General features: G+C 46.6%; 23 protein-coding genes. 2 read left to right on the top strand and 21 right to left on the bottom strand.

The genetic code is table 11. The annotated features are described in order from the left end of the window. Nucleotides 1–23 precede the first annotated feature (23 nt). The 9 genes from EQM13_RS18365 to EQM13_RS00465 form a co-directional block, all read right to left on the bottom strand. Nucleotides 24–179, bottom strand: a complete 156-nt coding sequence (locus EQM13_RS18365; protein ID WP_165000800.1) for an SHOCT domain-containing protein — start codon at nucleotides 177–179, stop codon at nucleotides 24–26. A gap of 11 nt (nucleotides 180–190) precedes the next feature. Further along, entirely contained in the window at nucleotides 191–562 is a 372-nt protein-coding gene (locus EQM13_RS00500; RefSeq protein WP_128751629.1) for a recombinase family protein, read from the bottom strand. A 15-nt stretch (nucleotides 563–577) separates the two neighbouring features. After that, entirely contained in the window at nucleotides 578–958 is a 381-nt protein-coding gene (locus tag EQM13_RS00495) for a type II toxin-antitoxin system PemK/MazF family toxin (protein WP_128751628.1), read from the bottom strand. Nucleotides 959–989: 31 nt separating this feature from the next. Beyond that, a complete protein-coding gene (locus EQM13_RS00490; protein ID WP_206172761.1) occupies nucleotides 990–1256 on the bottom strand; it encodes a hypothetical protein in 267 nt (88 codons plus the stop codon). A 324-nt stretch (nucleotides 1257–1580) separates the two neighbouring features. After that, nucleotides 1581–1994: a sigma-70 family RNA polymerase sigma factor gene (locus EQM13_RS00485; protein ID WP_128751626.1), complete on the bottom strand. Its 414-nt coding sequence runs from the start codon at nucleotides 1992–1994 to the stop codon at nucleotides 1581–1583. Nucleotides 1995–2524: 530 nt separating this feature from the next. Further along, entirely contained in the window at nucleotides 2525–3370 is an 846-nt protein-coding gene (locus tag EQM13_RS00480) for an undecaprenyl-diphosphate phosphatase (protein ID WP_128751625.1), read from the bottom strand. Continuing rightward, the gene (locus EQM13_RS00475) at nucleotides 3370–4119 is read right to left on the bottom strand and encodes an ABC transporter permease (protein ID WP_128751624.1); all 750 of its coding nucleotides are present in this window, start codon (nucleotides 4117–4119) and stop codon (nucleotides 3370–3372) included. Before EQM13_RS00475 ends, EQM13_RS00480 begins: the two co-directional genes overlap by 1 nt. After that, nucleotides 4112–5029, bottom strand: coding sequence for an ABC transporter ATP-binding protein (locus EQM13_RS00470; protein WP_128751623.1), 918 nt, complete (start codon nucleotides 5027–5029; stop codon nucleotides 4112–4114). Before EQM13_RS00470 ends, EQM13_RS00475 begins: the two co-directional genes overlap by 8 nt. A 158-nt stretch (nucleotides 5030–5187) precedes the next feature. Beyond that, a complete protein-coding gene (locus tag EQM13_RS00465; protein ID WP_128751622.1) occupies nucleotides 5188–5802 on the bottom strand; it encodes a helix-turn-helix domain-containing protein in 615 nt (204 codons plus the stop codon). 350 nt (nucleotides 5803–6152) lie between these two features. Here EQM13_RS00465 and EQM13_RS00455 point away from each other — a divergent pair, with 350 nt between their 5' ends. Continuing rightward, nucleotides 6153–6476 carry a helix-turn-helix domain-containing protein gene (locus EQM13_RS00455; protein WP_128751620.1) on the top strand — a complete coding sequence of 108 codons (324 nt, stop codon included), beginning with the start codon at nucleotides 6153–6155 and terminating at the stop codon, nucleotides 6474–6476. A gap of 174 nt (nucleotides 6477–6650) precedes the next feature. Here EQM13_RS00455 and EQM13_RS00450 read toward each other — a convergent pair whose 3' ends face one another. The 12 genes from EQM13_RS00450 to EQM13_RS00390 all read right to left on the bottom strand — a co-directional run bounded on the left by EQM13_RS00450 (nucleotide 6651) and on the right by EQM13_RS00390 (nucleotide 20427). Beyond that, entirely contained in the window at nucleotides 6651–6905 is a 255-nt protein-coding gene (locus tag EQM13_RS00450; RefSeq protein WP_128751619.1) for a helix-turn-helix domain-containing protein, read from the bottom strand. A 13-nt stretch (nucleotides 6906–6918) separates the two neighbouring features. After that, entirely contained in the window at nucleotides 6919–8724 is a 1806-nt protein-coding gene (locus EQM13_RS00445; protein WP_206172760.1) for a VirD4-like conjugal transfer protein, CD1115 family, read from the bottom strand. Between the two features lie 24 nt (nucleotides 8725–8748). Continuing rightward, complete coding sequence (locus tag EQM13_RS00440) at nucleotides 8749–10152, bottom strand: DUF3991 and toprim domain-containing protein (protein WP_128751618.1); 1404 nt, start codon at nucleotides 10150–10152, stop codon at nucleotides 8749–8751. Between the two features lie 14 nt (nucleotides 10153–10166). Continuing rightward, the gene (mobP3, locus tag EQM13_RS00435) at nucleotides 10167–12749 is read right to left on the bottom strand and encodes a MobP3 family relaxase (protein WP_128751617.1); all 2583 of its coding nucleotides are present in this window, start codon (nucleotides 12747–12749) and stop codon (nucleotides 10167–10169) included. A 115-nt stretch (nucleotides 12750–12864) separates the two neighbouring features. After that, nucleotides 12865–13359 (bottom strand): nucleotidyltransferase domain-containing protein, encoded by a 495-nt coding sequence (locus EQM13_RS00430; RefSeq protein WP_128751616.1) that lies wholly within the window; start codon nucleotides 13357–13359, stop codon nucleotides 12865–12867. 152 nt (nucleotides 13360–13511) lie between these two features. Next, nucleotides 13512–13799 carry a hypothetical protein gene (locus EQM13_RS00425; RefSeq protein WP_128751615.1) on the bottom strand — a complete coding sequence of 96 codons (288 nt, stop codon included), beginning with the start codon at nucleotides 13797–13799 and terminating at the stop codon, nucleotides 13512–13514. Between the two features lie 86 nt (nucleotides 13800–13885). Continuing rightward, nucleotides 13886–14299, bottom strand: a complete 414-nt coding sequence (locus EQM13_RS00420) for a ribbon-helix-helix domain-containing protein (protein ID WP_128751614.1) — start codon at nucleotides 14297–14299, stop codon at nucleotides 13886–13888. 394 nt (nucleotides 14300–14693) lie between these two features. Continuing rightward, complete coding sequence (locus tag EQM13_RS00415) at nucleotides 14694–14948, bottom strand: DUF6103 family protein (protein ID WP_128751613.1); 255 nt, start codon at nucleotides 14946–14948, stop codon at nucleotides 14694–14696. Nucleotides 14949–14964: 16 nt separating this feature from the next. Next, a complete protein-coding gene (locus EQM13_RS00410; protein ID WP_128751612.1) occupies nucleotides 14965–15897 on the bottom strand; it encodes a DUF6329 domain-containing protein in 933 nt (310 codons plus the stop codon). A 15-nt stretch (nucleotides 15898–15912) separates the two neighbouring features. Further along, the gene (locus EQM13_RS00405) at nucleotides 15913–17010 is read right to left on the bottom strand and encodes a M23 family metallopeptidase (RefSeq protein ID WP_128751611.1); all 1098 of its coding nucleotides are present in this window, start codon (nucleotides 17008–17010) and stop codon (nucleotides 15913–15915) included. Nucleotides 17011–17016: 6 nt separating this feature from the next. Further along, nucleotides 17017–18579 carry an amidoligase family protein gene (locus tag EQM13_RS19095; RefSeq protein WP_240662970.1) on the bottom strand — a complete coding sequence of 521 codons (1563 nt, stop codon included), beginning with the start codon at nucleotides 18577–18579 and terminating at the stop codon, nucleotides 17017–17019. 18 nt (nucleotides 18580–18597) lie between these two features. Beyond that, nucleotides 18598–20427 carry a VirB4 family type IV secretion system protein gene (locus tag EQM13_RS00390; protein ID WP_128751609.1) on the bottom strand — a complete coding sequence of 610 codons (1830 nt, stop codon included), beginning with the start codon at nucleotides 20425–20427 and terminating at the stop codon, nucleotides 18598–18600. A 159-nt stretch (nucleotides 20428–20586) separates the two neighbouring features. Here EQM13_RS00390 and EQM13_RS00385 point away from each other — a divergent pair, with 159 nt between their 5' ends. After that, nucleotides 20587–21036, top strand: a complete 450-nt coding sequence (locus tag EQM13_RS00385; protein WP_128751608.1) for a SufBD protein — start codon at nucleotides 20587–20589, stop codon at nucleotides 21034–21036.

Here is a 21036-nt window from a genome sequence, read left to right as displayed (position 1 = left end):
AGGGAAAGCTATCACATAATCCACTAAATAATCCGGAGCCTCGGCTTGTACTTTTCGACCACGAATTGGTCTGCAATCTGAAATTCTTCCTGAGTAATTTTGCCCTGCTCCAGAAGATAGGTGAGGAAGTTGTGCGCCATTAAATAACGGACTTCGTTTACTGGTTCTGTTTTCGTCATAGCATTTCCTCCTATCGCAATTGAAACGGCGGCCTCATAAAATCAGACAGCTTGATTTCTCCCTCCATCGGGGAGTAAATGCTGATACCGCAGCCGCTAATTGTTTGAATAAATGCTATTGTCTTTTTCATATCCCGCCCGATTCGGCTCACCGAATCCACCAACAGAATCTGAAAGCTCCCGGCTTTTGCTGATTCCAGAACAGCCTGCAGGCCGGAGCGGTCAAAGTTTAGACCACTGCCTAAATCCTGCGAAGAGCCGACAACGGTAAAGCCCATCTGTGCGGCATAGGTTTCTAATCTTTCGTATTGTCCTTTCAAAGCGCCATGTACATCCTCCGGCGCATCGATGCGGCAGTAAATCCAAGCGGATTTCTTGTCCATAAAAAATACCTCCTTTTACAAGCTCAGGCTCATTTGCGGTTCCGGCAGCAGGGCATCCAGACCGAAGCTTACGGCTAAGGCTTCATTGACCTGCTGCATCTGTGGTTCGCTCAAATGGCCTATGTACTCACGCAAGCGGGAACGGTCAATGGTTCGCACCTGCTCCAAAAGCACAAGGGAATTCTGCCGCAGCCCATACTGCTGGCTGCACAGTTGGATATGGGTGGGCAGGTGGTTTTTTTCGGTGCGGCTGGTGATAGCGGCCACGATAACGGTGGGACTGTAGCGGTTTCCAATATCATTTTGGATAATCAGTACCGGTCGGATGCCGCCCTGCTCACAGCCAACCACAGGGGTTAAATCGGCGTAGAATATATCGCCTTTGTAAATACGCATTTCGCATTCCTCCTTTGCGTGAAATTGGTTGTTATACCACAAGGATAAGGACAGCCGCCGAATTTGACCGGGTATACCCACAGGTCGGCTGTCCCCATAGTTTCTGGTATAACAAAACTCTTGTTCTTCGTTTTCTGCTGCTTCTATTCGACACTACTCCCCGAAGCAGAACACCACAGGCAGATTGCCTGCGGCATAAGGACGATTTCGTCCTTTGGGCAGTCAGCTTAAACCAGCCTTGGTTATTGGCTGTCATGGGACTCTCACCCCCACCGGGTTCTCCGGCGACCGCACCCATTGCGATGTCTGTGGCTATGCGGAAGTATCATTGTAGGCTGTTCAGGTCATGGCGGGGCAATCTACCACAGATTGCTTTATGGACGGACATTTTTCGCTCGGCATCTTTGATGCTATCGTGTTTACGGATAGTTCTGATCTATCCGCAGATGGTCTTGGCGTGTCCTCCAAAGCCGCTTTCCCCTCATCGGAGCTGAACAGCTAATGTATCTAAGCTACTGGATATGACCAAATGACTTCGGTGTTTTTCAAGGAACATAAGAGAGATAAAAAATCCCCCTCACTTCTATAAAGGAAAAAGTGAGGGGAGCTATGCGCTAAAAAATTAAATTTCCATCAAGTTTTTTAGCTTAGACAGAATTTTTGAGAGCCTGCGGCTGACCGTAGATTGGTTTACTCCAATACTTCTGGCAACTTGTGACTTGCTTTTCTCATTGAAAAATATTTCATCAATGAGCAAGCGTTCATCCTCCGACAAAGATTGAAGAGCGCTCCACAGAGCCTCCAGCTTTTCCTGATGAATGAGCTTGTCCACGATGTCCGGCTGAACACGGACTATGAGGTAATCAATATTGACACCGTCCTCCCTGAAGCGTTCCAGCGACAACTCGTTCTGGCGGCTAAGCTTACTCTGATAACGCTCCGCTTCCCGCTCTTTATGATAGGCACGGTAGACGGCCTCGCTAACCTCTACACGCTGCCGTTTTACTACGATTGTATATTTTTTGTTCTCTGACATATGCTTGTCCTCCAAATTTTCAAAATGTGATTGAAAACGAAGGACAAGAGGCGGTGACCGGCACCGAGGCGTTATGCGGTGGAAAACAAAAAGAGCATACCCACAGACAAAAAAGTCCGTTTGTACGCTCTTATACATTAATTCATGTTTTATCTGTTCTGTTGGTTCGTATTGATAGGCATACTTCTCCGTTGAGAAATATAGGCTTTTTTTAACGAATCACCTATGTAAATATGGGTTATGTAGATAACCTAATGTCGCTGCAGCAGATGCGCAGCGGTGCGGTATGCATTGACCAACACATGAAAAACCCCCCCAAACTTCACGGGTTTGGAGGGTTGCTTTAGAAGATCCGGGCATAGAGAAAGACCCGCCAAAGCGCCGTTTTTTTTATTCGGCGGGTGATACTTGCTATTTATGCTGATTTAAAATTAATAGATTTTAAATCATAGGGATTTAATAGTGAGTTCCTATAATACACAAAGATACACAGAAATATATGTTTGGAGCTATCGCCCAACCCCTAATGTTCATCTAATAAATGTACCAAACCCAAAATAAAGAAATACAATTATTCCGATCAAAATTCGATACCAACCAAATACCTTAAAGTCATGTTTTTTGATATAACTCATCAAAAATTTGATTACAAGTACTGACACTAAAAATGCTACCGTCATGCCAAGCCCCAGCGTTAGGGTTTCTATACCTGTAAAAGCAAACCCAAATTTTAATATTTTCAGTGCACTTAGCCCAAACATCACAGGTACAGCAAGGAAAAAAGTAAATTCTGCTGCTGCAACTCTTGACACACCAATTAGTAATGCACCGACAATGGTTGCACCGGATCGTGATGTGCCGGGGATAATGGATAGCACCTGAAACAATCCAATTATCAAGGCAGTTTTATAGGTAATATCGGATAAGTGGCGTATGCTTGGCACGCGTTTTTTATTCCATACTTCAATTACAATAAATGCAATACCATATAAAATTAAGGTTGAGGCAATCACAACCGGGGTATGGAAATGTGCTTCAATATAGTCATCAAAGAGGAGGGTTACAATAGCCCCTGGAATACAGGCGACGACCACCTTAAACCAGAGCGAAAAAGTGTCCTTTTTTACAATCGGCTGAGTTTTATCTTTGAACTGGAATGGAAACATCTCGTTCCAAAACCTTACTACAACCGCTAAAATCGCTCCAAGCTGTATCACTACAAAGAACATTTCCTTAAACGCTTCACTCATATTTAGAGTAATTAATTCGTCGACAAGCAACATATGTCCGGTACTGCTGATTGGTAACCATTCTGTGATTCCTTCCACGATACCAAGGAAAATGACCTTGAGAATTTCTATAAAATTTAGTTCCATTATTTTAAATCCTCCCCTTTGAAATATCTAAATGTTGCAAGCAGTCCAACTACACTTATTGCAAAGATGATTGCAATTGATAAAGGAATTGGATATCCAATACTTTCCAACCTTCCGTCCATTAAAAAATAGGTTGCTGTCCATGGAAACAATGCTCCCATATCTTGATTGGAAAGTGCTGCGCTACTCATAACAACCACTGCCGAAGCAATCATCGGCACCACCAGACCTTTTGTTTTTTGGGCAATAAAAGCAAAAGGGGATAGGGTGAAAAACATGAGTATATTTCCAAGGAGAAACTTTAAAAGCCAGAGCCCTGCAACGTTAAGACTGAAACTGTGCATACCAAATATAACATGATAGACTGAGAACAAAGCAAGAATACCTGCCCATGTAACAACCGTCAATAGCATAATCCAGAGAAATAGGACAAGAAATTTTCCTACAATAAAAGCTGTTCGTGAAACAGGTATTGGCAACAGCGTTTTCAACGTGTTTTCACTATACTCACGACTGAATAAATAGGCAGTTACTGTCACATAAACTATAAAGTTAATGAGCAGCATCGCATAAACCAGACTGTTATCGTAGATGTCAGCCAAGGTGAAAATTTTATTAGGATCTTCAAAATGCATCTGCAATGCTCCGGCCAGCATCATGCATGGTGTAGCCAAGACACCTAAAACACTTAAAAGCACCATCTTTGAATGCTTCAGCTTTAATAATTCACAAGTAATCAGATTAAGCAATACCACTACCTCCAATCAGTTTCGAAAAATAATCCTCTAAGTTTTCTTTGCTTTGACCAATCTTTGTTACAAGCAAACCGTTTTCCACAAATGTACGATTAATTTCTCCAAGGTTATAAGTGCAGTCAAAGATTTTGATTGTACTGCCATGTACCGAACAATCTGTAATCTGATATTTACTTTCTAATAAATTTAAAGCAACAGTTATATCAGATAACTCAAATTCAATATATCTGCGTTTTCGTTTGTGTAGTTCAGCCATATTCACTTCCTCAATCAAGCGCCCTTCGTGCATCACACCTATGAAATCTGCAATTTGCTCAATTTCACTTAAAACGTGGCTGGAGATTAAAATAGTCGTTCCTTTATCGCAACTTAGTGCCGAAAATAATGATCGTATTTCTGATATACCAATTGGGTCAAGACCGTTAATTGGTTCATCAAGAATAAGAAGCTCCGGTTGGTGCATAATTGCAGCAGCAATCCCAAGGCGCTGCTTCATTCCCAAAGAATAGTTGCCAAAGGGTTTTTTATACTCCTTTTGAAGTCCAACTATTTCTAACGCTTTATATATCTCTGTTTCATTTTCCTGTCCTCTTAAGCGTCCTAAAATCTGCAGGTTTTCATAGGCGGTCAAATTATGATAAAACCCCGGAGTTTCAATAATTGAGCCTACTTTTCGATAAATGCTATGTTCGTTTTCTCTGAAATCCATTCCAAACAATCGGATTGTTCCTGCCGTTGGCTTCACAAGTTGTAATATCATTTTCATTGTGGTAGTTTTTCCGGCTCCATTTCTGCCGAGGAGACCATAGATTTTACCCTTAGGCACGTGAAGATTGAAATTATTAACAACGGTAGATGTTCCGTATTGTTTTGTTAGATTTTTCGTTTCAATAATATGTTCCATACACATCTTCCCTTCTTTTTATTTATTGCTGTCTATGCCAGACTGCAATTTTATTATCCGGTCAAATGCGGAAAGAGCCAAGAAACCTATCATCACAACAGAAAAAAGCCCTGACACTTTTCGTGTCAAAGGCTTATTTTCAAGGGTTTATAACTTTTTTACTTCATCTGGGCGCTTTTTTTCAAAAGCAACACTTTTATTAGAAATTGTATAAACAAAAGTGCAGTTACGTAAGGCTCTTTTGCTGCAGCAAAGAAACAGATAGAAAATGCTTCAATTATAAATGAAAATTTAGCAGAAAGTCCTTGCCATTTTTCTTTTTCAATGTAGCTAAATATGAACTGAGCGATACCAAATACGATAATGATAGTAAAAACAGCCCAATAAATTGCAAGATTTATTGGTGTTGTGTCTGTAAATGAAAAAAGGTTTACAGAATGAATGTATGTACCGTCAGATTTGCCGTAAAGCGGTAAAAAAATAAAAGCAATAACTGCCAAGTCGAGTGCGGCGTTAATCAAACCAAATATTTTATGTATATTTGAACGGTTTTCGTTAACTGCAAGAGTAATCAATTCTTCTCCGGACAACAATTCATCGATAGATACCGAAAATAGTTTTGATATACTTTTTAGCGATTCTATATTTGGGTAGCCTTTACCGTTTTCCCATTTCGAGATTGCTGTTCTTGATACATATAATAATTCCGCAAGCTGTTCTTGTGTCATATCGTTCTGTTTCCGCAGCTGTTGTAGTTTTTCGTTAAATTCCATATATAATTCTCCTATTATTTATTCGCTTTCGTCCGCCCATCAGAGGGCTTTTCCGCGTTTTTTGGTATCATCCATACTCGGCTGAACCGCACTGCACCCTTAACTCTATTTTCTTCACAGAGTTTCTGCACCCAGCGCTCTGTAATATCCCATTTTTCGGCAGCTTCCCGAACAGTTATGTATTCCATATTCTTAAATCCTTTCATGATATATCTTATTGTATTCGTTTAAACGAAGAAAATCAAGATAAAAATGTTAATATTCTATTATTGTTCGTATAAAACGAGAACTATCAAAACGTTCCGCTTTCTTTACCCGAACTGTAAAATGGTGTAGGAGGTGAACGTTAAGTGAATATTATTCTAAATAATTTGGGAGCAACCATCAAACAGGCCAGAATAGCAGCCAATCTTACACAGGATGAGCTTGCCGAACGGATCGGGGTGACGGGTCGGTATATCATGGCACTGGAAAATGAACATAAACAGCCCAGCTTTGAGGTGCTATGTAAACTCATTCTTGTGCTGAACATCCCTGCAGACAATATTTTCTACCCGAAAAACCCACATACAGAGAATGAAAAAGAACAGCTGATGCGGCTACTCTCCCAATGCGATGAACGTGATCTTAAAATCATAACCGCAACGGCGAAAGCAATGCTGGAGTCAAAGTAAGTGACCATCTTCTTTTCGGAAGGATGGTCATTGTTATCTCTATCCCAATATTGTTCTTTCTCTGTGTTTAAAGAAATCCTTAGAGTGAAAGGTTCACTGCATAGGTCATGATGACACATACCATATGCCGCCAACAGGGCGCACTACTCCCTTGGTGGCAAGGTATGTGTTTTTTCATTTCACTGTAAACAGTAAACTACTCTTTCCGCCGTTTTCCCGCCAGCGCTGTTCTTTTTGCAGGTACCCGGTCTTTTCAAGGTCAGCGATGGCTCTTTGCACCGTGCGGCGTGAGAGCTTTAGGTCATTGGCGATGGTACCTATGGAAGGATAACAGGTTCCGTCCTTGTTTGCCCGATCTTTCAGGTAGCGGTACACCACCACAGCACGGTGAGGGACATTTTCAGCGTAGAGAGAGGAAAGATAGCTCAATCACGAACACCCCCTAATCGGTACGTAGAGGCATGGCAGGAGGCTCCGGCTCATGTTCCTGCACTGGAGTATGCAAAGATCCACCGCTGCGGTCGCCACCGGGTGGCTCTGGGAACTCGGCAAAGGCATCCTCATCATAGGCACAGCCTCGCTGGAGGATTTCCTGCTCCAGCTCGAAGCGGTCAGCGTAGTGAACCTTTCGGGCGGCTCGTTCATCCATCTCAAAGGGCTTTTCAAACCGGATGCCCCATTTAAGAAACAACGGTAGCTTGGTGCGCATGGGATAGCAGCCAGTCTTGGCCAGAATAAAATTGCCTTTGGGCAGGGTTTTCAGCTCATCCGGTGTCATCAGCGGTCGCTGGATCATCTGCAGGCTCTGACTTGGATCGTTTTTCCCTCTGCTGATGGAACCGGACATAACGGTCTTATTGCCAAGGGCTTTAGAGAGAATATCGGCGCTTTCCGAGTTGGGGGCAAAACCGCCGAACAGAATATCCTGACAGTTGTCGATGATGATAGCGGAACCCTCCTTGCTGTAGTTTTTCTCAAGCTGGGCAAAGGATTGGATGATGGGTACCATGCTGATGCGGCGGGAACGGCCGGCGGAGAACATCATCTCCATCGACTGGATTTTAGGGATGGTTCCGATTTCGTCTGCGAATATCATCACTCGGTTGGGGAGCTTGCCGCCGTATTCATCAGCGACTGTCAGCATCTCCCGGTAGAGCTGCAGCAGGAAGAGCGACACCATAAAATATTTCGTATTATCTTCCTCTGGCAGTACGATAAAGATGGCACACTTTTCTTTACAGAAGGTTTCCGTATCAAGAGAGCTGTCAAAGCACAGGATTTGCTCCATTTCCGAATCCAGAAACGCATTGAGCCTTGACATAGCTGTGGACAGTACAGAAGCCATCGCTTGGTCAGCGGTATTCAATGCGGCTCCCGCAAACCATTTCGCCTTATGGTCAGACGGAAGCTTATCCATCAGAAGCTGGAACTGGCTTTTATTCTTCACTGGCGAGGGAGCCAGCAAGTCCTGTATCATCTTAAACACCGATATGATGTGCCGTTTCTCCGGAGGGCAGTATTCCGCAATCAGTAAGATTACTGATGTCAATAAACCCTCGGCGGCATCATAGAAAAACGCATTTTGTCCATAGCTTGCCGAGTCCTCGCCGCTGCTGGAGATAATGGTCTTGGCGGTAATCTTGGCATACTTCTCAGCCTTGGCTTTTAAAGCGAGGTTCTCCGGATTTTCCATATAGGCATCCATATAGCGGTTGACCAGCTGCAGGATGTTATCGCCATCCGAGCGGGTGGGGTTACGCAGATCCAGCACCGATATTTTGTAGCCGTAGTAATCCTTTGCAATGCCTGCGTAATTGCGGAACAGATCCCCCTTGGTATCGGTGCAGAGGAAGCTCATGCCGGATGCACAGGCGTATTCGATGTTGGGGTAGAGAAAATTAGCGGTTTTACCTACACCGGCAGCACCGATCATCAGGCAATGAATGTCGCCGTCATCAATCAAGGCAGTGGTAGCGCCTGCTTTCTGCTTGCAGCCCACCACAAGCCCCTGCAGGGCGGGCAGATTTTGCCCACGCCGCCATTTCTCCGGCTTATAGGGTACATGGGCGTATGTCCGTTTGATTTCACTTTCTGTGGCAAAACGGGCGGTACCATGCTGACCGTCACCTACGGTCTTGGATTTGATACCGTTTAAGGTATAGTAATGTGCCAGCAGGGAAATGAAGCCGATGACAGCAAACATCCCCAGCCCAATTACAATTAAGGTTACAATTTGTGTTGTCTGCATAGAGAATTCCTTTCCGATAGGCGGCTATGATAAGCACAAGCCGCCTTGCTTTTGTTTCTTTTCTGCCGCCTTCTGAATGGAAAGCTCCGCAAGGACAGCGCCCTTTAAGCATTCGGACGCCAGCTGCTCGAAACTCTCCCCACGGCTTTTCTTTTCGCTCTGTGTTTCTATTTGGGAGCATGAAAAAAGCGGCATCAGAAAGTTTCCAATGTCGCTTAGTTTGTTTTCCAGCCTGCCACGGTTTTGATAGGCTTTGAAGCTGTATTTTAATCTGCTTTCCACTGTAGACAAATCCCGGCAGTAACTGATGCGCTTGTATTCCTTGGCAGCAGCCAGCACAGAGAGACCAGCCAGTTCCACCAGTGCATTTTTCCTCTGCTGTGGATTGCCTCGGCAGTTTTGCAGTGTTTTCCGAAACACATCAACGGAGCAGTCGGTACCTTGATATTCCCATGTGAATTTACTAATTTCTTCACATAGCTCATCACGAAGTAACAGTTGCGGATGTTCCTCAGCAGGAATGGGTGTGAAACCGTGCTGTGCTTTCAAATCCTCATTCCAGTCTTTATATTTGGATTGCGCCTGACCTACTGCAAACTGCCCATGTTCCATTAAAATATCATAGATGCGCTCAGTAGCCTCAATACCTGCCGCATCATGATCGAGACATAGAATCACATGGTCAAGTTGCGGATACAACTTCAGCAGATTCAGGATAGGCTGTTCCGACACACCGTTTAACGCCACATAGCTGGCATTCTTCCAGTTCTGCGGATGTAGGCTGATGTATGACAGCAAATCAATTGGCGCTTCAAAAACAAACAGCGTATGGGGATAGGGATTTTTAGAAATATAATGAAAACTGTAGACCGGATTGCTGCCCTCTACATTGATGCGAAAGCTGCTGCCGGTCGCCGTACTTTTCTTATGGGCATGACGGGCAATGCCTTTTTCATCGAAGCCCACAAACACGGCATTGTGGTATTCGGCATCCTCAAACAGCAGCCTTTCTCTGGCAAACTCAGACAGCACCTCCCGGCTGATGCAGCGCTGCTTGATGAGATAAGCAAATACCCGGCGCATATCGGTATGCGCTAGCGGCAAAACGAACGGCTTTCGCTGTTCTGACTCACTGCTTTTGCTGTGCTGCCGGTATTCCACACCTTGCTCACCACCCAGCAGCAGGCTGACCGCCTCCGGAAAAGATAGGTTGTATAGCCGTTTGACAAGATCGATAGCATAGCTACCCTCCTGAGCGGAGTGATCGTACCAGCGGTTTCCACGGACAGTAATACTACGATCTCTGGCCAGCCGTTTATCTCTGCCGGAGGGCAGGAGTTTTTCACCCTGCCTCTGGAGAAAGTCCACCAGATCCACGGAGTTGGCTCGTTCCTTTTGCTCACCTGTAAAATAGATATAGCCTGACACAAAAAAACCTCCCATCATAAATGAATTTGCTGCGGCTCATGATCGTCACGCTTGTGACCCTGCGCCTGCTTTTTCTCCTGCAGCTTCCGTCTGCGCTTGCGGTCGATATGACCGGCTGTGATTCCTACGGTTCTACGGTAATCCTCCCAGAACAGATTTTCCAGCCGATGCATCAGCCGGGTGGCGGCCAGTAGCACCGATGGATTGCGATAGCTGTTGATGTTGTCAATCAGATACTGCGCATAAACATTGCCCTGCGCCGCAGACAGCCTCAGCCAGTAAAGACTCTTTTCCTTATCACGGAGAACATCCCCATCATAAAAATACAGCTTGCCAAGGGCATACTGTGCAAACTGGTTTCCCTGTTCAGCGGAAGCGATAAGCCAGCGGATGGCGGCTCCCATATCCTTGGGAACATCTTCACCAAGAAGATAGAGCTTGCCAAGCTGATAGGCGGCGTACTCATTTTTCTGTTCTGCGGCAGCAGTAAACATCGCCACCGCTTTTGGAATATCTTTCTCCACATGAGTACCATCCCGGTACAGCTTACCAAGCGCATATTGCGCTCCGGAATTCCCAGCCTCTGCTGCCTTGGTCATCCATGTCACCGCCTGTGCCGGATTGCCAATACCGTTTTCCAGACACACCTTGCCCAGCAGATATTGGGCATTCACATTTCCAAGCTGCGCCGATTTTTCCAGATAGGAAACCGCCACCCGCATATTCTTATCCGTACCGGTTCCGGTGTAAAGCATCTGACCGAGGCGGTATTGCAGTTTATCATCGTGGCTATCTTTTTCCAAACGATAAAATCCGGAAAAAGCAGCTTTGAAACGCTGATCGGATATAGCGGTATCCACCGGCGTACCGACACCATCACGATACATCTTGGCAAGCTCGTAATCCGCATAGGGATTTCCCTGATTGGCAGAGAGGGTATAGAGGCGGAGTGCTTCTGTATAATCCTGCACAACACCCTGACCACGGTAATGCAAACAGCCAAGAGAATATTGGGCGTATTTATGATTTTTCTCTACAGCCTCCTGAAACCATGAGGCCGCCTGCCCATAGTCCTGCTCAGTTCCAAGACCGGTGGCGTACATTTTGCCGATGAGGTATTCCAGATAGGTGGGCTTTTCTTTCTCTTCGGATAAAAAGGCGGCCAGCGCTTTTTCATACCATGCGTGTGCGGACTGTAAATCAATCTCACGGCCTAAGCCATCGGCGAACATCCTGCCGAGGTCATGCATGGCCAGAGCATTTCTAAATTCTGCTTCAAGAATGAACAGCCGATACGCCTCATTAAAATCCTGCGGCACATCCTCGCTGCCGTAGAGATATTTTCTTGCCAGCTTATATTGCTCGTTCCATTTGGCATGAAAGACCACATCGGAAGGCTCCATAAAAGTATCATCCGGATAAACATCCGCAGGCTCAGACATCTCCGGTTCCGGTACGGATTCATCCTCAAATGAGAAATGGTGATTACCCAGCTTTAACGCTTCAGCAATCACCATATTTTTAATGCTCTTAAATTGTTTCTGCTGAGAAAGCGGAGGAAGGGGCGGCAGCTTATTCATGTAAGTCTTGAGGATTTCATTCTGCCAATCGTTCCATGCTCGATATAGCTTATCGATCCGTTCCTCCTTGGCAAGCTCATCTACAATGCGATCAATAATAGCTTTCACATCTGCCTTGAGGTAGCCATACACCTTTTTGCCCCCTGTATTTTGAAGCCGCCGAGCCAACAGCAGTAGATCCGCTTCGATGACTTTGTTTTCACAGACACGATCCTGCACCTGCGAAAGTAGCTCGGCCATCACTACAGCGGCACCTTTCTTGAGCTGGGTTCTGGCTTCGTTTTTATGCTCATAAATATGAGCGAAGTCCTGACGGAAAATATCATGCGCCAGCTCTGAGCGCATGGCTTCGATAGCAGGCTCGGTAAGGAAACCGTCATTGTCCTTGGCGGAGTAAACCATGAGATGCACATGGGGATGGTGGCTTTCATTGTGAAAGGCAGCATACCATCGCAGATTCTCACTGTCGATTTTCATATGTTTGCAGAGCATCGCTTTTTTGCTGCGGAGTAAATCCCGCCATTGCTTACCGCTGTCATATCCGAGCCTTGCGGCATCCTCCCGGCGCAGGCTGATGACATGAGTCCAGACAGCGCCTTTGTGATTGCATACATCCTCATGCACCTGAGCCAGCACCACCGGAACGCCTGCATCGGTAAACAGGCCATGTTCACCGATTCGCTCCACACGGGGACGGCCAGCAATGTACTCCACATAATTTTCCCGCTTACCGATGAGGTTGAGATTCTGTTCCAAGGCAAGGGAGATGAATTCGGTAGCATTGCCGATGGTGGGGTTCTCACAGTAATCAGCGTACTCCAGCATATCTTTGGCAGAAGGAATGTCATGGAGTAGCTGGTTGATAAGCTGCTGTTGCTTTACGGTAGCAGGAAGCAGCCGCTTGCTTTCATCAATCTTTTCAACACCCTCACGGGTTCCGATGTACTTCACATAATTTTCAAGCTGGGCTGGCGGGGCATTCCGCATATATTGCGAGGTGAAGATGATTTTCGGCATAGCAACGCCTCCTTTCTGCGTTTTGGGTAAAAGAAAAGAGCGACCACGTGGTAAATGATCGCTCTTAGGATTGAAAACAATTATGTTAGATATTCGACAAATTGGGATTTGTCAGTTACTTGTATTCACTCGGAACAGGAATATTAAATCTCTCGCACAATAGTTTTACATCATGTATATCATTTTCATCATGCTCATAGCCCAGATGAAATAACACTTGATTTTCAGCATCAATACATCTGACCATTTTATCGCCTATTTTCCCAATACCACTAAATACTTTTGGAGGATATGCTTCTCCTTCAAAAACAATGTATCCTTGTTCGTTGAACTTAAATATATGAAGGTCAATTATCCTATCTTTAGTATCCTTCCAAACCGTGTGAGATGTGGTGGTATATGCTTCTGTAACTTCAACAAAAGCTTTTTCTTTTAATATCTCAACAAACTTTTTACTATTACTTTCTTCCACAAATATATCAATGTCGTTGTGTGCTCTTGTTTCTTTTTCTAATAATGCATCTACTCCCCAACCGCCATCAATCCATATGTTAATTCCATTTTCTTCAGCGTATGTTATTATCTCAATGGCATCAGTTTTACTTACCATGTAATCCCTCCGTTCAAATTCCTGTTTATCTTTTTTGTTGAATTTATGTTTTTTTATAAGATATTATATCATTTAATCCTAAAGAAATCATTAAACAGTTTTGTCTATGTAAAACAGCCCCTGCTTACGCAGAGGCCGCCCACCTATGTTCCTTACAGTACACCCAGCTTTTTCAACAGCTCCACGCAGTCTTTTGCACCCTGCACATAGAGGTGCTGGCACTCATGGTCGGCAATCAAATTGGTTTTCTGAAAATAATCGGTGAGAATTTTCTGCTGATCCGCCGGTAGCGTTTTGACAATCTCACGAGCTTGAGAGCTGAGAGCCATCACCTCAGCATAGAGCTGCTGTTCGCTGTCATTGAGGGTTTCCTTGCGTTTGCTGATTGTAGCTTCCGTCAGTTCACGGATAGCTGTTTCAAAGATTTCATTTTTCTCCATTGCACTTTTACCTCCTTTCGCAACACACCATAAACGAATGTATTTCCATAGTCCATACCCAAAAGAAACAAATAATTCCTATCATTTTAGGTTCGCCGCTTTTGGTAGTTATATGCATCCTCGAAATCAACCGCACCGTTGATCCTTTTTACTTCTTCCACACATTTTAAGTGTAGGCTTTGGAGCGCATGCTCGTCAACGGCGTGAGTATATGCCACCACATGAGAGAGCTTGGACAGCTCTGTGGCTATTTTGAAATCCATTCTGGCCAGACGGTTTTCCGTGTCCCGGATTGTGCCGGTGAGGACGGAGGATAGGCTTTGCAGCAGATAGTTTTCAATTTTTTTCGAGGTGAGATACCCACAATAAAACTTCAGCGCCTCGGTGACGAATTCATTTCGGGATTTCACATTGGCCTGCTCCAGTAGCTCATCGCATCGATCCAGCACTTCCTTTTCAATATAAAAGCCGGTGCGGACTTTTTTCGGTTCCTTTGCCATAATGCCTCCTTTTCTCTGTGGTTTTTGCCCCGGTATGCAGAGTAAGCCCCGCAAATGCCCGGTTTCCCTTGCTTTTTTCTGAACACAGCATAACAAATCGGAGGTCTGGGCGGAAAGTTATGTCACTTTGCAATCCCCGAACGGCTTTGCCGGTCGGTGTTTTCCGGGTTTATGCTGCCAAAGCAGCATAAACCCTTTAACCTGCACAACTTTCGACCCTACCGGAACGCCCTCATTCTGAGGGTTCATCGCTTCATCCGGGGCTTTCTTACATTCTCTCCACACGGGCGCAACGTGGGGTGACAGCTGTCGATAGGTATCAGGATGCCACCCTGTCTGCCAAAAGGCCACACAGGGCAACACAGCCGCCCACGCGCGCGGACAGCGTTCCTGCCTACGCCAGCCTGTTGTCAGAACCACCTGCCACAGCAGGGCGAACCGGTCTTTTGGGCTTGGGTTTGGCAGCGGCCTCACGGGAGAGCTTGTCATCAATGTATTCACGGGTGGCCTGCGGAACGTGCTTTTCATAGAGCTTCTGGACGGTATCCTCCAGCTCCGTCTGCAAATCCGTATCCTTTTTACCCATGTGATAGGTCAGGGCATCCAGTTTGTCGCTGTCAAAGCTGACAGTCAAGGTTGCTTTTTTCATTGTACTTTCCTCCATTTCATAATTTCATTTCGGGTGACTGAGGGGGTGCATCGTCCTCTTGAGTGACCCATGTTTCATAATCTGATACCGGGCAGTATCCGGCAAGCATGGACGAGAATTCCTCCAAGCGGCGGGGTTTCACCTTGTCCAGATCCATCTGCAAACCGTAGTAGCCGTTGTAAACCTTGATCACCTCGGCATCCAAAACATCAGCCCATGCCTCTTTTCCAGCATCGGTCAGAGTATGCTCATCAAGCTCCACAATGGTGGCGGGCTGCACTTCCACATCCTTGTGCAGCAGATGAATATCCTCCCAACGGATGTGGAGAATATCTTTCAGTTTGCTGATCGTTGAGGGTTCTTCCAGCAGCTGCTCCGGCTCCGATTCATCCGGATGACCGCCGTACTGCGGACAGAAATTGAGGTAATAGCACACGTCAATGCTACTATCACCTAACTCAACATTGGCTACTTCCTCTCGCTCATGGAGCATATCCAGCAGGGTGTCCATATTATTAAAATCATGCTTGAAGCCGGTTTGCTGTGCCAGCTCATCAAAGCCTATAATCCAGTTTCCCTCGGTCGTATTCTGAGTCCCAGTTGTCACGATGTAATCCGCTGTGATTGTCATCAGTTCGTTGAGACGCTGCAATGCCGAGGAGGTCAGAGCGGAAATATTGGGAACATAGGAGGCATATCGACAGTAGCCGTAGCCCTCCGATTCCACCAGCAGTCCGTCATTTCTGCCCTCGCCGGTGAGCAGCAGGCAGTGATACACGCCGCTGCTGTCGCAGTGCATCTGCTCTATATTTTCCTGAATAAAGGTATAATCCCGTATGGGATTTTTGAGGACATCCTCAAAGACTTCTGCGGGAAGCCGGAGGGTTTTCGATACTTCAAAGCTGCGCAGATCAAAATCTGAGGGTTTGCGTTCAAAGATTGCTTTCATATTACGCCGCCTCCTTTACGGCAAAAACTGTCTTGGGTTTACTTTCTTACCGCCGATGCGCACCTCCAGATGAAGGTGGTTTCCGGTGCTTCTTCCGGTACTGCCTACGGCAGCAATCACATCGCCCTGTTGCACCGTCTGCCCGGAGCGAACATATACCTTGGAGCAGTGAGCGTATAAAGTGACCATGCCGTCGCCGTGGTCGATGGCCAGATGATAGCCGTAGCTGCTACTGCCGGAGTTTTTCACATAGCTGACCACGCCGGTACGGGCAGCCTGTATGGGTGTGCCTTTGGGTGCGCCCATATCCAGTCCGGAGTGACCCTCGCCACCGCCGCCGCCGAAAGGATTCGGCCTCCAGCCGAATTCCGAGGTGACCATGCTGCGCCAGTTAGCTCCTAAGGGGCTGGCAAAGTCGCCGCCCCCGGTGTAAATCTCACCGTCAAACACACCGCCAGACCATTCATCCTCGCCGATGCTTCCATCTCTCGGCAGGCCGTGACCATAAAGCACACGGCTGTAAATTTGCGCTGCATTCACCTTGTTTTCCTCTGTGATGGTTCTGCCAAGCGAGCTTTCAAGATTTCCATATATCTCATTCAGATCTGAAATGGAGATTGCCACGGTGTAGGTTTCCTCTGTTTCATTACCATCCGCATCGGTGACAGTGCGGGTGCGTTCCTCGTACCGAACAAAGCAATCCGCAAAGGCTCGGTAGTCGGCGGCGTTCATTCTCAGGTTTTCAGCGCCGAAAAACAGAGAGTAAAAAATAGCTTTCATGCGGGCGCTGTCGATGCTGCCGCTTACCACCATAGGCGTAATCTCCGACACAGCACTGTCCAAATCGGAGAAGCTGCCCCGCATATCCTCGATGTAATTTCTGTAGTCGGCTGGCATCTGCGAGGTGATATTGCCTCCGTGAAAGGTGAGATCCACAGCGGAATTGTTGTGTTCTGCAGTAGCAGACAGCAGGCTCATAATCATGACGATAATTAAAATAAACGGGGTAAGAATGGCGGCGATGACCACACCGACCGCTTTCCATGTCCGTTTGTCGGTTGCGGCGGCGATTGCCGCTTTCAATGCAAGGGTAATGGTTGCCGGGTCTGCCATGAGGGATCACCACCATTTCTGTTCCCAAAGGCTGAACTGTGCATCCTCCTCAGCCTGCTGCTCCTGTGCCAGCCGGATGGATTTCTCCACCGCCTGATCCAGAAAATCCGTATCAAAGCCTGCGGTTTCGTAGCCCTCGGCGATGGTGTGGAGATAAAAATCCGAGGGTGCGCCGAACTCTCTGCCGTCATTCATGATGTAGACCATCGCATTCACCGGCTTGCCGTTCAGCTCCACCTCCAGCATTTCCTTGCGGTAAAAATTCGGATAGCCCTCGTAACGGTCGAGGAAAAGTTCATCCTGCGGCCTAATCTTCCATAAAAGAACAGGCACAGAGCTGCCCTCCAGTGGTTCAATGGTAGCTACAGCACCACGCCTGCCGCCACGGAACAACAGCTCATATCCTTTGACCTCGCTTGTTCCCACCACCTCAGCGGTGGGGCAGCGGAATGCCATCTGTGGCAGATTCAGGTTGCTACCATAGGCAATATATAAGCGGTTCTTTGTCATATTTTTCTCCTTATATTCACATACGCATAGTAAAAGCCGGGGCATCTTCTGCCTCGGCTTCTGTTGGTTCGGGAGCAGTCGGCTGTTCTTCTTGGACTGCCTGCAGTGCCTGTTCCAGTTCTTTTTCTTTTTTCTGCCGCATCCGTTCCTTTTGTTTTTCTGCCTGTGCCGGATCACGCCAAGCAATGCACCGTCCAAATTCTTCAGTAGATGCTCACGGGCGGTCTTGAATTCATCCCCAATCAGCCCCAAACGCAGCAGCCAAGTGCGAAAGGTATATTTTTCATTGGTGGTCTGCGTCTTGGTTCGGCTGGCACAGCGCTGATTGAGCGCCTGTGCGGAAATGGCCATGCACAGCTGAATGTAGGCTTTGATTTTCCCGGCATGGGTGGTTCCGTTGAATAAGCGAAACTCCACCGTACCTTTCTGAAACACGCTGTGCAGGTTCAGGCAGTGATACCGGCTGTCATCGTAGTGGATGTTGCTGCGACTTTCACCGTTGTACCAAATGCGACCGACCTGATCCAGTGTCCGGGGTTTTCTGCGGTTCAATTCCTCCAGAAACCGATTATCCACCGGTTTGCACCAGCGGTGCTGTCTGGCCACCGACACCTGAAGCGCCTTATAAATCAAATCTTCCTTGGCGGCCATAATGTTGGTAATGTTCCGCAGGGTATTGGCATCAAAGGGAGAAGCATCCACATGAACATGGATGCCGCAGGAGCTGTTGGAAATGGCACCGGCCTCCCGGAGCTTTCGTACCAGCTCCTGCACTTTTTCGATATCCTCCCAGCGGCAGATAGGGCTGACCATCTCGGTTTTGTATTCATCCGATGCGGATACGGTCTGCCTGCCGGATTTTCTCTCCGGCGTAATACTGGCATCGCTCATGAATTTCCACTTGCGCCCTTGGGAGTCGATGGCGGCATAGGTGTCGTAATAGGTACCGTCATACACAGCCGATGTGCCGAAGTATGCGGCGGCAATGTCGGCGGCAGCCTTGCGGGTAATGCCGGTCAGCTCGATTTCAATACCGAAGCGCTGGGCTTTCATGTCCATTTTTTCTTTCACCTCCCATTAACGGCCACCCGCCTTTCCAAACAACTTCGCCTTATGCTCCGGAGCATTGACCATCAGGTTGTAACGCTCATTGCCGCATTTGTAGAGACACACACCACGCTGGGGGTAACGGATCAGGTTGTATTCACTCTGCTCCAACTGGAGGGTGTCAATATAAAACTTGGCATCAATATTTCCGGCATTGAACAGGAACTGATGGGTAGGAATGCTGAACAAGGGCTTGGTGTATTCCCGGATGCCCTCGATGTTGAAGTCCTCCAGATTCTGCGAGGCAATGATAACCGCCGAATCCTTTTTGCGCACACGCTTGGAAAAGTTGCGGACGTATTCCACGGCGGTGAGATTAGTGAGGAACAGGTAGAACTCATCAATGCTGGCGGCGGTGTTGCCGTTGGTCAGAAGCTCGTTGCTCATGTAGGACAAAATGTTGAACAGCAGGGCGTTTTTCAGGCTCTTTGAAGCCTGCAATAGTCCTTTCACACCAAAGGTGACAAAACTGGAATCGGTGATATTGGTATGTCCATCAAAAAATTTACTTTCTGCACCCTTGCAGATGGAGTGCAGCCCCAGCAGGATATTCTGCAGCAGCTCTGCAGTGTAGAGCTGGCGGCTGTTCTCGTCAAAGCCCTTATATTCTTCTTCAATCAGCCCATACAGGTCGGACAGGATGGGATAGTCCTTGGCAGTCAGCTGGTCGAATTTCGTGCTGTCGCTGATGCCGAACTTGGCGTACAGCTTCTGCAGCATGATTTCGATGGTGTCGATCTCCCGGTCGGAAAAGTCCTTGTAGGTACGGAAAAAGTCCTTGAGAAAGGAAATATGCTGACTGAGCTTGCTGCTGATGCGGAAGGTCTGTGGCGCATCCTTATCCTCCGTGCTGCCGTTTTCATCCCATGTTTTCGGTTCCAACACATTGATGATGAATTCACCGGACATGAGGTCGATGAAGCAGCCCCCAAGATTATTGGTCAGATCCTCGTACTCCATTTCGGGATCAAGGGCACACACATTCATGCCGGATTCCCGCAGATTGCACAGGATGAGCTTGAGAAGATAAGACTTGCCCTGACCGCTGTTGCCGAGAATCAGGATGTTGGCGTTGGTTTTGTCATCGGCTCGCTTGTTGAAATCCACCAGCACATTGCTGCCGAATTTATCCCGCCCTACATAGAAGCCGTTGGCATCCGTCTTACCGCTATAATTAAAGGGATAGAGGTTCGCCACACTGGAGGCCGGGAGAACACGCTCGAACTGGTCACGAAACACATTAAATCCGCTGGGCATCACGCACTGGAAGCCCTGCTGCTGGCGGAGGATCAGCCTGTCCACGTTGAGCTTGGAGCGTATCAGCTCGGTCATCACTTCCGTTTGGAGGAGCTTCAGCTGATCCAGATCGTATGCAGACAGCTCAATATACACAGCCGAGTGGATAAAAGGTTCCCGGTTCCGATGTGCCTGCGCCACAATGGTTGCCACATCCTGCAGATTGCTTTCAGCCATGACCGTCTGCTGCAAATCGTTAGTGTTGGATTTGCTCAGGCGGTTCTTATTGGCGGCGTTGCTAATGATTTTCTTTTCCTCCACCGGGGTAACATGGCGGGTATAGATGCGCAGGGTAACGCCATCCTTTTCTCCCAAGTGGCGGAGGATTGCCTGTTCCTCGGTAGCGGTGGGGTATTCCCGAAGCGCCCAAACGCAGCGGTAGGTATTGCCGCAGATGAAGTGATCGGTGTTGAATTTGATCACTGAGGGGGCGATCATATCCAGAAACTCTTGGATTCTGGTATCCTCCTGCGGAGGGGATAGGGGCTTTCTTTTTCTTGCCATCGGCGTTTCTTCCTTTCTGTTTTTGATTTTAGGTATAGCGAAAGCCGCCACATTTGTGACGGCTTGTGAAAATTGGTTCATTTTGATAAAGGATTAAGGTATAATAATTAAACAATATACTTTTTTCTAAATTATATTTTCAATTAGGTGGTGAATGTGATGGGTAACATTCAAGAACTTGTTTCCGGGCTAAGGGACAAAAACGATAAATATGCATATCAATGCTTAAAACAGCTTGAGCTGGAAAGTATGAACTCGAATGCTGTATACCCTTATTTTGATTTATTTGCAGCTATGCTGGATGATCCGAATTCCTATATTCGAACAAGAGGTATCTTTTTAATTGCTGCTAATGCCAAATGGGATACTGACTACAAAATAGATGAAATTATAGATAATTATCTTAAGCACATTATGGATGTTAAACCGATTACAGCAAGACAGTGTATCAAATCTTTACCTGCCATAGCTAAGCATAAACCCGATTTAACAAGAGATATTTGTGATTCTTTACGGAAAGCAAATCCTCAAATTTATAAGAGCAGTATGCAATCCTTGGTTTATAAAGATATTCAAGATGCATTAAAAGCTATAACAAATTGCAAATAG

This window comes from Acidilutibacter cellobiosedens, assembly GCF_004103715.1.
GTDB lineage: Bacteria > Bacillota > Clostridia > Tissierellales > Acidilutibacteraceae > Acidilutibacter > Acidilutibacter cellobiosedens.
Note: the sequence above shows the minus strand (reverse complement) of the source record. Positions and strands in the feature narration are given on the sequence as shown.